A 14404-nucleotide genomic window follows, 5' to 3' on the forward strand; every position below is an offset into this window, starting at 1 on the left:
CAGTTGCTTATTTCAGCCCCTTATAAAACAATTTTCCGGTGCCCAGCAAGCCAGCGAAGGCCATAACGGCAAACACCAAGCTGCCAATAGCGACCTGCATTCCTCCGGAAATGGCGTGTCCGCTGGTACAGCCGCCGGCCATACGCGCGCCAAAAATCATGACAAAGCCACCTGCAAAAGCCCAAACCATGCGTTTTACAGATGAGTTACCTTTATACTTCTGCCAGTTTTCGTGAATGAGCGTGAGTTTGAAATCTTTCCGAAGAAGAGAAAGCACCAGGCCTGAGATAAAAGCGCCGCCCAGAAACAGGAGTTGCCAGCTTCCGGAAGGTTCAATTTTTATGAAGTAGGCACTGGATGTTGTGCCGGTCAGTAAATCGGCCAGGTAAGGATACACCGTTGAGGCGCCGATAGGCCGGTTAAAGGTGGCTGTTGAAAAGATAATCACATTGAGCAGGGCGAGGGCGATTCCCGCAACAATCCATTTTGGGTTATTGCTTTTTTCCAGCTTGTGAACACCAAAAGCCGCGGCAATAAAAGCCAGGCCAATCAATACAACAAGCAGGTAGAAAACAGTTGGGTTGTCGCCTGTTAGCGAGTAGAGCGAAATTTTGCCCAGGTTAGCTCCCAACAGCGGTTCAATGGAAGGCAGCACAAGAGTATAAACCAATCCGCCCAGCATTCCGCCAATAATGCCGGTTAAGGCATCGAGCGAACCTTCGCCCAGTGAAATAGCCAGGGTGCCCGGGCAATAGCCCAAAATAGCCATGCCGATACCAAATAGGAGTCCTCCAATCAGGATACCTCCAACCATAAACGGTTTGATATGGTAAGTAGCGAATCCAAGTCCGATTTCAAGGTTTATCAGAATAATACCAACACCGATGGCCAGCGCAATGGCTTTGGCAACGGTCAGGTTTTCGAGTGTGGCCATGCCACTAATAACGTTATACTTGTTAAGGCTGGCGTGTTGAAGAGCTGCGCCAAACAGAAATCCAAAAACGAGAATTAATAGGGTCATGGTTTTGTGTTGTTGGTTTTAGCCGGCAAGTTAAACTTTTTTCAAAAAAGAGACTTTGATATTGATCATTTTTAAGAGGTGAAACCAAGCTGAGGCTGACTCGACCTAACATGAATAACCGGACAGGGTGAATGCTAAAAGCCAACGCCCTGGATTGGTGCTTAAACACTTTCCGGACATTGGCTTTACTCCGCAGGAGTGGCTGTTTTAGTCGGTTTTGTTTTCTACCTCTTGGGCATCAACCACCGCAATGGCAACCAGATTGACAATTTCGCGTACCGAACTTTCCATTTGCAGCACATGAATCGGTTTTTTCATTCCCAACAGGATGGGGCCAATGGCTTTGGCGGTTCCCAGTTCCTGCAAAACCTTGTATAGGATGTTGCCCGAGCTGAGGTTGGGGCAAATCAACACATTGGCATCGTGTTCTCCCAGCTTGGTAAAGGGGAATTTGCGTTTCCGCAAGGCTCCGTTCAAGGCGTAGTTGGCTTGCATTTCGCCATCAACCATCAGGTCTGGATATTTTTCATGCAAAATCTTAACCGCTTCACTTGCGCGTACCGGACTGCCCTTGCCCTTAAAAGCGCCAAAGTTGGAGTAGCTCAGCACGGCAATACGTGGTTCTATTTTAAAGCGCTTCACTTCCTTGGCCACCAATACCGTGGTGTCGGCAATGATCTGCGGCGCAGGGTCCGAATTCACGGTGGTATCGGCCAGGAATAAGGGGCCTTTTTTGGTGAGCATGACATACATGCCGGCCAGGTGGTTAACATCCTCCCGTGTGCCAATCACCTGCAAAGCTGGCCGAATGGTATCGGCATATTTGCGGGAGAAGCCGGAGATGAAGGCATCGGCCTCGCCGGTTTCCACCATGATGCAGCCAAAGTAATCGTGGTTGTAAGTTTTCTCGAAGGCTTCTTCTAGGCTCATGCCTTTGCGTTTCCGCTTTTCATAGAGCACCTGTGCTAACTGATGTCTGCGTGTGTCCGAAATATCTCGCATAATATCAATGATCGGCACATCCGACAAGTCGAGTTGATTGTCTTCCAGAATCTTTTCAATGGCTTTGCGGCTTCCCAGCAAAATGGGGCGGGCAATGCCTTGATCCACAACGAAACGTGCTGCCTTCAGCATTTTTAGGTTGTTGGCATCAGCAAAGATCACACGCTTCGGATGTTTTTTTGCTTTATTACAAATGGTCATGATCAGCTTATTCTCCAAGCCCAGGCGTGCGCTCAGCTCACGTTCGTATTCATCCCAATCGGTGATTGGCTTAGCGGCAACTCCCGATTCCATAGCGGCACGGGCAACGGCTGGCGAAACGGTGGTGATCAGGCGTGGATCCAGTGGCTTGGGAATGATGTAGTCGCGTCCAAACACAATGTTCTCCATGTTATAAGCTTTGGTAACCAGCTCCGGAACATATTTCTTGGCCAGATCAGCCAGGGCTTTTACCGCAGCAATTTTCATTTCTTCGTTGATGGTGCGGGCACGGACATCCAGGGCGCCACGAAAGATAAACGGGAAGCCCAAAACATTGTTAATTTGATTGGGATAGTCACTTCTTCCGGTGGCCATAATCACATCCTTGCGGGCGCTGGTGGCGTCTTCGTACGAAATTTCAGGCGTGGGGTTGGCCATGGCAAAAACAATCGGGTCTTTCGCCATCGACTTGATCATGTCCTTATTTACCACTTTACCCACCGACAGCCCCAGAAAGACATCGGCATCAATCATGGCTTCCTTGAGGGTTTTGATGGTTCGGGAGGTGACAAATTGCTGCTTGGCGGAGTTCAGATCCGTCCGACTTTCAGTTAGCACGCCTTTGCTGTCGAGCATAACCATATTGCCTTTTTTCACTCCCAGACTGGTGTAAAGCTTGGCACAGGAGATGGCCGCAGCTCCGGCTCCGTTGATAACCACCTTGATTTCATCTAGTTCCTTGCCATTCAGTTCCAGGGCATTTAACAAGCCGGCTCCCGAAATAATCGCTGTGCCATGCTGATCGTCGTGAAATACCGGTATATCAAGTGCTTCTTTCAGCTTTTCTTCTATCTCGAAGCACTCGGGCGCTTTAATGTCTTCCAGGTTGATGCCGCCAAAAGTGGGGGCGATGGCCTTTACCACCTCAATCAGTTTTTGCGGGTCTTTCTCGTTCACTTCAATGTCGAACACATCTACATCGGCAAAAATCTTAAACAACATGCCCTTGCCTTCCATCACAGGTTTGCCGGCCAGCGGGCCAATGTCGCCCAGGCCCAACACCGCGGTACCATTCGAGACAACGGCTACCAGGTTGCCTTTCGAGGTGTAGCGGTAAACTTCTTCCGGGTCCTGCTCAATTTCGCGGCAGGGCTGAGCTACCCCCGGCGTATAAGCCAGTGATAGATCGTACTGTGTGTCGTGTGGTTTGGTTGGAATAACTTCGATTTTTCCGGGGCGGCCTTTCTCATGATACCATAAAGCATCTTCGTAAACTGATTTTTTCATGGTCGGCAGATTTTTGTCTTATCAATTTACGAAAATCTGACTTGAAAACCAATGGCTTATCATCGGTGTGAAAATGACAGGCGCAAGCCTGTTTGGAAAGGTTTATTGGGGGAATTAGCAATTCACGACGGCGAAGGCCCTATGCTTTTTATGGGCTTATGCTGTTCTCTTTTAAGGACACCGTTTTTGTTTAGCCATAAGAATGCAATCATTTATTTAAATTCGAGATGATATTCATCGATACAGGAGCTTTCAGGTGCCTTCGAAGGGTCGTTTAAGAATTCAAAAAACATGACAATGGCACATTCCTCGGCAAAATCAACTGGCGAATGAGCTACTCCATCAAACCTGTAGATATAACAGTTATTAAATCTGTTTTTAAATATTGTATCTAATTTTTCAGGAATCACCGGATCATATACTCCATTCAGAACAAGTAACGGAACATCGTAAGGCCCTTGTGGTTCAATGCGTTTTTGATCTATTTTGGGGATGTTAAAAATGGTATCAACAGCCAACAGGAATTCACCTCCTAATCCCATCGCAGTAACTCCTTTTGAAAAGCTTAAATAATTTGGGTCAATCTGTATGTCAGAAAGGGTAAAAGCCGGATACTCGCTTAAAAATATGGAGTACCCTAAAATATCAGCAAACGTACTCATAATGGATTGGTAACCTACGAATTGATTTATAAAAGCATAGTCGCCTGACATGATCTGATCGATTAAAAGCGGAACCTGAGGACTAAAATACGAGTACATCATAATCATACCAGCCAGTCGATGTCCATTGAGCACAAAAATTTGCTCTTCATCTGAGTCGGGAAGATCGATAGGGACAGTTATTGGATGTTTATTTATTGAATCCAGAAAGTTTAGAAATCGATTTTCCAAATTGGGATAAGCGGCTGAACAATCGGGATCGCCTTCGCATTTTTCAAATAGTCTTTTTAGCGAACGAATGCCATCAGGCACCATATCCGAAATTTTAGTCCCAATTGGCACTCCTGCATTCAAGATGGCACAACTTACCCTATCCGGATAATCACGAATAACATGTTGAGCAAGAAAGGTCCCCGCAGAAGAACCGAACAGACTAAATTGCTTATAACCCAGATTGGTCATAATCATTGCGATATCTGCTGCTGTTTCAATATTGTTGAATGCTGATAGGTTTACTCCCTCCTTATTGAAGCGATCACGAGTTTCTTCAAGAGCTTTTAGTTGAATGGCAAGCATTTCATCATAGCTAAGGTCTTTATTCATCATGTCATATCTGGCCTTCGTTAACTCGTCCGATATCAGGTTTGGCCTGGCATATCGTAAGCCTCGCAACTCAATAATAACTGCATCTCGGTGGGGTAGAACTAGTTCACCTAATCTGCCGCTATGTTTTATTGCTAGCGGAGGTATGAAATTGTCCATGTTGGATTCACCGGGGCCACCAGTATTAAGCACCAGAGGGGGGCCCGGGGTGTTGCTCGTACTTGGGAAAATAGCAACAGCTACTTCAATGGTTTTTCCATTTGGGTTATTATGGAACTCAGGTACTGTAACATAACCGAATCGGAAGTTTTCACCTAATTCCAATCCTTCTGGCAGGTCAAAAGGGCAAGGAGCATCCCTGAATTGACCAAGTTCCGGGTTTGTATTTTGCTTACATCCTGTAAAAAATACACTCAATAATAACAATATGCATAATCTTAAACTGAGTCTTTTGTATGTCATAATTGCCTCTTATTATTCGTGAAAAGATCGTCTCAAAATTCTAATTAGATCGTTACAGAAGGGCGATTAGGTGTTGCGCGGGGGCGAAATCCTTTCGTTTTCCCGAGTGCTCGCGACACTCCGCCAGTTTGCTTATTCTTGTTTTCTTTTTTACGCCAATCTTGCGGCAGGGTTGAGTTCCCCCCGGCGTATTGGGCAGCAATAAGTCGTAATGGATGTCGTGTGGTTGGAATAACTTCGATAAAATCAGCGGTTTACTGACGGTGTGAAGACGACAGGTGCAAGTCTGGTTGGGGAGGGATTCTTATTGCTCGGATTGTTTAGAAATCATCCGATCAATATCCGGTTCGCGTCAAGATAGGGTTCGGCGCTGGCTGCGGATAAATGCTTAATTAGTATGTAGTGTTTTTTTATTCAATGATTAAATTTTTATACTTTGGATATTTTACCGAATATTTCAAATCAAACTCTTTCTTTTCCATAGGTTTTAATGAAAATTCCCATTTTACTTCTCCATTTTCTTTGTTTTGATTTCCCTCGGATAGATTTTGTATGACGACCTCAATTTCCTCACGCTTTGAGACGGGAACCTGATCGTAAATTATCATATTAATTTCTTGACTTTTATTATTTTTTACAGTTATATGCCATGATTTAATCTCTTCTTTTTTGGAGCCAATAAATTGCCGGGTTGTATAGTCTTTTTGATTTTCGCGACTTACATTTACATTTTTATCTTTTCCCAACGATATTTGTAATGTGTCAGTGGCAAATCTGACATCTATTAATGATTTTCCGATATAAGTATCCTCAAAAAAAATGTTCGCTTCTCCTTCCAACAAACTGTACTTTTCCCAATTTGTGAAATTTGCGATTAAGAATGCATCTCTGCTGATTTTTGGAACAGAATAATACTGATAAAGAGCCGGAACTTGATAGACAGCCATATCAACAGAGTAACTTTTATTATCTGATTTTATAGAATATGGAGTTTTTATCTCAAAATCAACACTGGTTTGATTTTCTGTTTTTTGAAATGGCACTGCAATGCTTTCTGAATCTCTACTTCTCATTTTTGAATCAGTTCTAACCGAAACTCCAGCAGCTCTTCCGCTTAGGGCATTATCTGCATTTCCCTGAATTCCATAAGCAACAGTAACGACTTCCTCTAATGCTAAAACGTCTTCCTCCATTTTTACATTTATAACGGAACCTGTTATTGGTATTGTCCGCGTTCTAAAGCCAATAAAGGAAAAGCTTAAATAGTCTGAATTTGTTGGTACGGTTATGGAATAATTTCCATTAATATCCGTCACAGCTCCAATTGTTGTTTCCGGAACCATTACGGTTGCTCCTGGTAATGGTTGACTGTCCTGATCAGTAACTTGGCCGTTAACCGAGTTTATTGATTTATTATAGACGGGAGGATAATTGTTGTAGTCAAGGTAGTATGTTTTTAATTCAGGAGCAGTGCCAGATGAGTTGGGATTAGATGAAGAGAATTTCAGCTTAACATTTTCCCAATCCGTTTTTGTGTCTTGCCTGACATTCGCTTTATATATTATTTCAACAGGATCATTAATGGATTTAGCTCGAATATCATATGATGGATACCACCCCGTATTTTCTACCAAATAAGAAATTTCGATTGAAGCAGAAGTTTTTGTCTCTGCTTGAACTTTTACTAAAATTTCGCCCATTGGAAAATCCTTTTTGCTTGAGATTGTGCTTAGTTGATGTTCAAGGTTCGCTAGTTGTTTGTTTAATTCCTCTATTGTTTTATTTCGTTCATTTTTTTTAAACATTAAATTGGAAAGTTGAGTCCTGTAATATTCGGAAGTTTCTTTAAAATTCACCACACTTAACCCATTGTTTTTGCCTCCAATAACTCTGTTGTCTTTTAGGAATATAAATTCTTCGTCTAGAATAGATAGGTGAGTTTTCTCTAACTCTATTTGAGCGGTTATATCTTTTATTTTTGATTCAATAGTTTTAACCTCGGCTGTTTTTTCAAGTTCTTCCAGGAAATTTTGTTGATGATTAACAGATAGAATTGTAACATCTCCATTTGCCTTAGCTTGAATGCTTTTAGCATCAATAAAAGGGGAAAGGTTATTAAATTTCAGTACTGTTGTTCCTTGAGGAAGTTCTATCGTTTTTTTTCTTGTAATTTGAGCTCCTTCTATAAAAACTGTTACTTCTGAAACATTTGTTTCGATTTCTTTTTCGTCAATTTTAGGTGCAAATAAATTGTTTAATATTATGCTTAAACATAGAATGCTTATTGTTTTCATCGTATTTGGTTTAATTCAGGATGCGAAAAATTTATTAAATTCATAAATGCGCTTCAATAATTAGTTTAGCGTTTGTGGATATATGACTGATAAGTCTTCCGTTGATGAAATTATATTTTCATTTCCGAAGAGCAAGTTAGCAAAACAAAATGATAAACTGGATTATGTTTTTTGTGCTGTAGAGCCGTTGAGGTTAACCTCAGAACTAGTCTTTGGGGTTGCTCGGAATGCTCCGGTTAGTTGCCGGAGTTCATCTTTTTTACTGCTACCTTCATTTCTTCGCCTCTGTCACGGGTAAGGATTTGTATCCGTGTCACCGCTGAAAACAATGCTATTTTTTAATAATAACATCCAGCGTTTCGTCTTAATCTACATTGTGAATTATACCTCTGTATAACTAATTTTTTGCCTTAAAATCCTAGCCGGCTTCAACCGGGCTGTGGTCAAAAGTGTCAGTACCTAAATCGCTCCGTTCCAAGCCCGGTTATTCCACATTTTTTCTACATTAATTCAAGGTATCTTCTGTGTTTTTATATACAGAAGATATACAGAATATACCCAGAAGTAAGGCAGAAGATTCGGAGTTGAACCGAAGATGATTTTGTCCGGAAAAAAGCAATAGAAGAAACGAGGACACGAGGATACAAACGTACGAAGGCATGAGGTCACGAACGCACGAATGAGGACACGCATCGATTACCAGCAATACCTAAGTCCTCTACTTCACCGGAAGGTGAAAAGCTTGGGCTATGAGGGTTTTGAAGCAGAAAACAAGGGAGGGAATCCGCGTGGGCACTCGCTAAGAAAACCCTGTTTGACGACCAGCGGGAGGAGTTGGTTTTCGGGGAGAGACTGATCCGCGGTTTTCTTTCAAAAGCATCGTTAGCCTTGATCTTTTCGTTCTTTTGGATTAAGCCAAAAGGACAAGTTTGTTTCATCGGAAAAGAAATGAAAAGCGTCGATCGATGAAGCATGAGCAATAACAAACCACCTCGACACCGATTAATCGGTGCCACTCCTCTTTGAAAAAAAGGAGGAGAAAAGAGTGTATCTGTAACCGGTAGCCCAAAACCTGACAGCGTCCGAAGGTCCTGTCAGCGTTTAATGGCAAAGCCGCAGGTCAAAGCTATTTGGAAAAACCATAACCGAAGGTACGAGCTTACGAACGTAAGAAGGCACGAGGTCACGAACCGATTAGCAGCAAGACCTACTTCCCTCTGCACAACACGGGGTACACACCCGCGCCAGAGGGGGCCGTGCTTATTAAAATATTTGCTGAATCGGAATTGTCTTAAAGAATTTTTTCCCAGAAAAACATGCGTTCGTAGCAGTCATCGTAGCCGGCTTTGCGGTAAAGTTTTTGCGCGTTGAAGTTGTCGTGCCGTACTTCGAGGTTGATGCGGCAATAGCCTTGTTGCTTTACAAATTCGGCAATGGAATCGAGCAGGAATTGGCCAACTCCTTTTCCTCTGAAATCGGGGTGCACCACAAAGTCATGAATATTGAGCAAGGGTTTGGCCTGAAAGGTGGAAAAGTTTTTATTGCAGTTGGCCAGCGCGGCATATTGTCCATCAACTACGGCGAAAAATCCCAGGTAGCCTTGGTAATTTCGCAGGCCTTCCAGAATTTTTTGGGCCTGTCCTTCGGGCATAGGAGCGCTATCGCCCATTTCATCTTGCATGTAAAGATCTAATAATCGGATTAATTCCGTGCAGTGCTGCTCGTTGTCGAGCTGGATGGGTACAAATGAATAGTCCATTGTTTTTTTTGCTAAATGTAACGAAAATGCAAAAAAGGACTGGAATCACGCCGTCATTTTTCGGCTGTTTCTCATGAAAAAGGGGTACCACATGGTGCTGCCAAATACTGTGTTTTTGCGGAGGGCAACGCAAGTCGTCTGATTGCCAGGGCGTCCGGGAATTGCGTCATTCTGAACAAATATTGGTGAACACTGGCTTAAAATCCTTATTTTCGTAGCTATAACTAATGCCATGACAGCACTATGAAGAATTTGGTAATTATACCAACCTATAACGAAAAGGAAAATGTTGAGGAGATGGTTCGAACGGTGTTTTCACTCCAAACACCTTTTCAAATTTTAATTATTGAAGACGGTTCACCAGATGGGACGGGTGCGATTGTCAAACGCTTACAGACCGAATTTGAGGGCAAGCTGCATCTTGTTGAGCGTAAGGGCAAACTAGGTTTGGGAACAGCCTATCTCACCGGCTTTAAATGGGCTTTGGAGAAGGGTTATGATTATATTTTCGAAATGGATTGTGATTTCTCGCATCCCCCCGAAGACCTGGAAAACCTATTCAAAGCGTGTAATGAAGAGGGGGCCGACATGGCTATAGGATCGCGCTACATCAAAGGAATCAATGTGATTAACTGGCCGTTGGGGCGGGTGTTGATGTCGTATTTTGCATCGGTCTATGTACGGCTGGTTACTGGCATGAAGATCATGGACACAACCGCTGGCTTCAAATGCTATTCGCGTCGGGTGCTGGAAACCATCGATCTGGATGGTATTCGTTTAAAGGGTTATGGCTTTCAGATTGAAATGAAATTTACAGCCTGGAAACATGGTTTTAAGTTGGTTGAGGTGCCCATTATTTTTACTGAACGCCAGGAAGGAACCTCCAAAATGAGTGGTGGTATTTTTAATGAGGCGTTGTGGGGTATCCTGAAAATGAAAATCAGAAGCTGGTTTAAAAAATATCCCGGTTATAAGTCTTAAACTGGATTTATACCAGACAAACACAAGGTTGATTGGAGAACAAATAACGCCGTTGTGGTGTATTAAACCAGAACATGATACCTTAGATTTTGTAAGACATGAATGACAATTATTATAAGACAAAAGAATCGGTTGAAGAATATATCCGATTAGCCAAAGATGTAAATGGTGGACAATTGATTCGAAAATTAAATGATTACTTGCCTCAGAATTCTTTATTGCTTGAGATAGGTTCTGGACCTGGAACTGATTTTCAACTATTGAAGAAAGGTTATAGAGTTGTTGGGTCGGATTACTCAACAGAATTTCTGAGTCGATTAATTAGTAGCAACATAAAAGACGAATTTTTAAATTTAGATGCAGTAACATTAAAAACTGACAAGAAATTTGATGGGATATATTCAAATAAAGTCCTACAACATTTAACAGACGAAGAATTAAGGAAATCCATTTTAAGACAAGTTGATTTATTGAATTCTAATGGAATAATATGCCATTCATTTTGGAAAGGTGAAGGAGAGGAAGTATTCAAAGGATTACTTGTTAATTCCCAGACAGATGAAAGCCTAAGAATTTTATTTGAGGACAATTTTGAAATTCTGCTGCTTGAAGAATATAATGAGTTTGAAGACGGAGATTCATTGTTATTAATTGGAAGAAAAAAATAACGACAGCACAATAATATGCGTAAGGCATACCGCCGCTGCTGAGTAATCTAAAGAAAAGAAAAAGTAAATTTGAAGTTATTGAAATCACATAAAACTGTTGAACACAATGCGGTATGCATTATATTCAAGCCGTTAACTAATTTGTATAAGGATTTTAGGGCTGCAGGGATGTAGCCTTTTCAATTTTTGTTTCGTAATTTATACCGAGAATTTTAAAGCACTGAAAGCATGAAAACCATCATTCACAAGGCGACGATTATTAATGAAGGGACCCGGTTTGAGGGAAGTGTATTGATTGAAGATGAGTTTATTAAACGGATTTTTAAGGACGAAGAGGTTCCTGAATCGCTGTTGAACGAAGCAACAGTTATTGATGGTAGCGGGAAGTTATTAATTCCGGGAGCGATTGATGATCAGGTACATTTTCGTGAGCCCGGCCTGACACATAAAGGCGAAATTGCTACGGAGTCGCGAGCTGCTTTAGCTGGCGGTATCACTTCGTATATGGAAATGCCAAACACCAAACCACAGGCCACCACGCAGGCCGAGCTGGCTAAAAAGTATGCGCGGGCAGCTGAAGTTTCGGCGGTCAACTACTCGTTTTACATGGGAGCCACCAACGATAACCTGGATGAAGTGCTGAAAACTGATCCGCGTCAGGTGTGTGGTATTAAAGTGTTTATGGGCTCGTCAACCGGGAATATGCTGGTGGATGACGAAGAGACCTTATCCGAAATTTTCAAGCAGGCTCCCACCTTAATTGCCACCCACTGCGAAGACGAAGAAATTATTCAGCGTAACACCGAGATCTACCGCCAAAAGTATGGCGAAATCGTTCCAATATCGCGGCACCCTAGAATCCGGAGTGCCGAGGCCTGCTACAAGTCATCGTCCAAGGCGGTAGAGCTGGCCCGGAAATTTGGTACGCGCCTGCATGTCCTTCATATTTCGACGGCTAAGGAAATGGAGCTGTTTGATGCCGGCCCGGTGAAGGATAAAAAAGTTACAGCTGAAGTGTGTGTGCACCACCTATGGTTTGAAGAAAAAGATTACATCGCCTATGGAACACGAATTAAGTGGAATCCGGCCGTTAAATCGGCCGAAGATCGGCAAGCCCTTTGGGAAGCCTTGCTGGCCGACAAAATTGATGTGATTGCCACCGATCATGCGCCCCACACACTGGATGAAAAATCGCACGCGTATTTCCAGGCGCCCTCGGGTGGCCCCTTAGTACAGCATGCTTTGGTAGCCATGCTCGAATTTGTGAAGCAGGAGAAACTAACGGTGGAAAAGGTGGTGGAAAAGATGTGCCATGCACCGGCCGACCTGTTCCGTATTGATCGCCGCGGTTACATTCGCGAAGGCTATTATGCTGACTTGGTTTTAGTGAATCCGGATAAAAAATGGAAGGTTTGTCCTGAAAATATTTTCTATAAATGTGGCTGGTCTCCCTTTGAAGGTATTGAGTTCAGTCACCAGGTTTCCAAAACTTTTGTGAATGGGCAGCTGGCCTACGACCGGGGCGAAATACGAAAGGACGTTCGGGGAAAACGCCTGGAGTTTAAAATATAAGGCCGAATCCTGACGAGAAATTAGTGTATTAAAAAAGGAGCTTATTCAGCTCCTTTTTCTATTTTAGTTTACAACGATGACCAGGTATTTGTTGGTTTCCCAGAACAGATCGGGGTCGGAGATCACCAATTTTTCAACGACATCTTCTCCGGTTAGTTCATAACTGGCTGCGGGATGAGTGGTGATTACTTTTGCTTTTTTCGAGTTAAGGGCTATTTCATCAACTTCGCGAATATTGATTTCTGTAAACAGATCCGGATTAAAATCTTTGCGAAACTTCAGGCTGCGACCAATGCCCAGAAACCCACCTTCTTTTTCAATAATACCATTTTCAATCAGTTCCTTAGCTGTTCCAAATACATAGTAGGCCGTGTTTAGTGCTGACACTTTTTGGTCGATGGTTGATGTTTTTTCTTCCAGCAATTTTTCTTGCTCCTGCGTGCGTTGCTGGGCAGCCATCAAATCCTGGTTTAAGTCCGAAATATTAAGCTGTAACTTTTCAAGTTCAGCCTGAAGAGTAACAATCTCGGTATCTTTCGACTCCAGCTGGTTGCTCATTAGATTGAGCATCTCCTGCATTTCCTTCATTTTGTAAGTGGAGTAATTCATCTTTTTTTGCTGCGACAAAACCAGTTCCCTGTTTTTTTGAAGAAGTTCGTTAATCAGGGCGATGTCCCGAAGCATTTTTTGACGTTTAGTTGCTTGCGGTTCAGTGTTACTTTTCGATTGAATATCGACGATCTCTTGCAGTGCCTTAATGGAATCGAGGTTGGATTGAATTTCATTCATCGTTCCAATGAAGTCGCTAATGGCCGAATCTTTGGTTTCAGCTACTTGTTGCAAGCTGTCCTGTACCGCTTGCATCCGGTCTAATTTTTTCTGGTTACAGGAAACGAGAAGAACAATGGCGGAAAGAATAAGTAATTTCTTCATGATCAGATTATTTTAGTTAAAGTTAAGGCCTTTTTTGCGCATTCTCATCATGCATTATTTATAATACGGACAGGTTTGAATAATTATTTTCCCGTAAGCCTCTTTTTCTTCTCTTCCATTACTTTGTTCAGATCGAGCTGTTCGAAAAAGTCCAGAATCCGGTTTTCGGTTTCCTCAAAACCGATGGCATAAATCTCGTTGGCTTTTGAAAAGTCGAATGTGCTGTATTTACGGATTTTGGGTGGATCGATGACAAAGTCGCAAAGCCCGAATTTTTCGTTTGCATTTTTGGTAATGGCCAGTCGGAAGCTTCGCTCTGCAATGGCCTTTATCCCGCTAACTTCTTTCAGCTCTTCGTTGTGGTTGACATGTACTCCGATAATGATGTCTGCCTGGTCAACGAGTGGTTCAACGGGCAGGTTGTTCAGCAAGCCGCCATCTACATAAGTTTGCCCCCTAATGATTCGTGGTTCAAAAACAATCGGGATGGAGGCTGAGGCTAATACGTAATCGATTAATTTCCCCTTGGAAATAAGTTCAAACTTACCCGTGTTTAAATTGGTTACAGCACAGTAAAATTTTTTGTTTAGGGCCGAGAAATCATCTTCGGGGATATTTGTTCGCAGCAGGTGCTCTACTTTATCCAGATCCAGTAGTCCGCCGGCAGGGAAAGCCCAGCTAATGATCTGGTGTATCTTGCTGGCATTAATCAGTTCCAGTATCGCTTCCGGCTTTAATCCGGAGGCATACAAGACACCAACCAAGGCACCCATACTGGTTCCGGAGATTAACTCGGGATGAATGCCATACTTCTCCAATGCAGCCAACACGCCAATGTGTGCAATTCCACGTGCGCCGCCTCCGCTGAGAGAAATGCCTATTTTCGTTTTCATCATCGTTTGCTTTTTTTCAAAGGTACGGCCCTGATCCGGTAATCACCAGTTTTTTGATTTGTTTGT

10 protein-coding genes are annotated in these 14404 nt (G+C 42.8%); 3 read left to right on the top strand and 7 right to left on the bottom strand.

Annotated elements, in window-relative coordinates; translation table 11 throughout:
* Positions 1-7: 7 nt before the first annotated feature.
* The 5 genes from ACUNWA_RS01770 to ACUNWA_RS01790 all read right to left on the bottom strand — a co-directional run bounded on the left by ACUNWA_RS01770 (position 8) and on the right by ACUNWA_RS01790 (position 9291).
* On the bottom strand, positions 8-1021 hold the full coding sequence (locus tag ACUNWA_RS01770) for a YeeE/YedE thiosulfate transporter family protein (RefSeq protein WP_445590159.1): 1014 nt from the start codon (positions 1019-1021) through the stop codon (positions 8-10).
* Positions 1022-1228: 207 nt separating this feature from the next.
* Positions 1229-3511, bottom strand: coding sequence for an NADP-dependent malic enzyme (locus tag ACUNWA_RS01775; RefSeq protein ID WP_445590160.1), 2283 nt, complete (start codon positions 3509-3511; stop codon positions 1229-1231).
* A 212-nt stretch (positions 3512-3723) separates the two neighbouring features.
* Positions 3724-5202, bottom strand: a complete 1479-nt coding sequence (locus ACUNWA_RS01780; RefSeq protein ID WP_445590161.1) for an alpha/beta fold hydrolase — start codon at positions 5200-5202, stop codon at positions 3724-3726.
* A gap of 446 nt (positions 5203-5648) precedes the next feature.
* Positions 5649-7532, bottom strand: a complete 1884-nt coding sequence (locus ACUNWA_RS01785; RefSeq protein ID WP_445590162.1) for a mucoidy inhibitor MuiA family protein — start codon at positions 7530-7532, stop codon at positions 5649-5651.
* A gap of 1291 nt (positions 7533-8823) precedes the next feature.
* Positions 8824-9291: a GNAT family N-acetyltransferase gene (locus tag ACUNWA_RS01790; RefSeq protein ID WP_445590163.1), complete on the bottom strand. Its 468-nt coding sequence runs from the start codon at positions 9289-9291 to the stop codon at positions 8824-8826.
* A 243-nt stretch (positions 9292-9534) separates the two neighbouring features.
* On the opposite strand from ACUNWA_RS01790, the gene ACUNWA_RS01795 reads away from it, so the two are divergent.
* From ACUNWA_RS01795 to ACUNWA_RS01805, 3 genes are all read left to right on the top strand, one after another.
* Complete coding sequence (locus tag ACUNWA_RS01795) at positions 9535-10272, top strand: polyprenol monophosphomannose synthase (RefSeq protein WP_445590164.1); 738 nt, start codon at positions 9535-9537, stop codon at positions 10270-10272.
* A gap of 98 nt (positions 10273-10370) precedes the next feature.
* A complete protein-coding gene (locus ACUNWA_RS01800; protein ID WP_445590165.1) occupies positions 10371-10940 on the top strand; it encodes a class I SAM-dependent methyltransferase in 570 nt (189 codons plus the stop codon).
* A 228-nt stretch (positions 10941-11168) separates the two neighbouring features.
* The gene (locus ACUNWA_RS01805; RefSeq protein WP_445590166.1) at positions 11169-12512 is read left to right on the top strand and encodes a dihydroorotase; all 1344 of its coding nucleotides are present in this window, start codon (positions 11169-11171) and stop codon (positions 12510-12512) included.
* Positions 12513-12575: 63 nt separating this feature from the next.
* On the opposite strand, the gene ACUNWA_RS01810 is transcribed toward ACUNWA_RS01805, so the two are convergent.
* Both ACUNWA_RS01810 and ACUNWA_RS01815 read right to left on the bottom strand, forming a co-directional pair.
* Positions 12576-13445 carry a Cbp1 family collagen-binding glycoprotein adhesin gene (locus tag ACUNWA_RS01810; protein ID WP_445590167.1) on the bottom strand — a complete coding sequence of 290 codons (870 nt, stop codon included), beginning with the start codon at positions 13443-13445 and terminating at the stop codon, positions 12576-12578.
* Positions 13446-13528: 83 nt separating this feature from the next.
* Complete coding sequence (locus ACUNWA_RS01815; protein ID WP_445590168.1) at positions 13529-14341, bottom strand: patatin-like phospholipase family protein; 813 nt, start codon at positions 14339-14341, stop codon at positions 13529-13531.
* Between the last annotated feature and the right edge of the window lie 63 nt (positions 14342-14404).

The sequence above is a fragment of the Sunxiuqinia sp. sy24 genome, assembly GCF_052677165.1.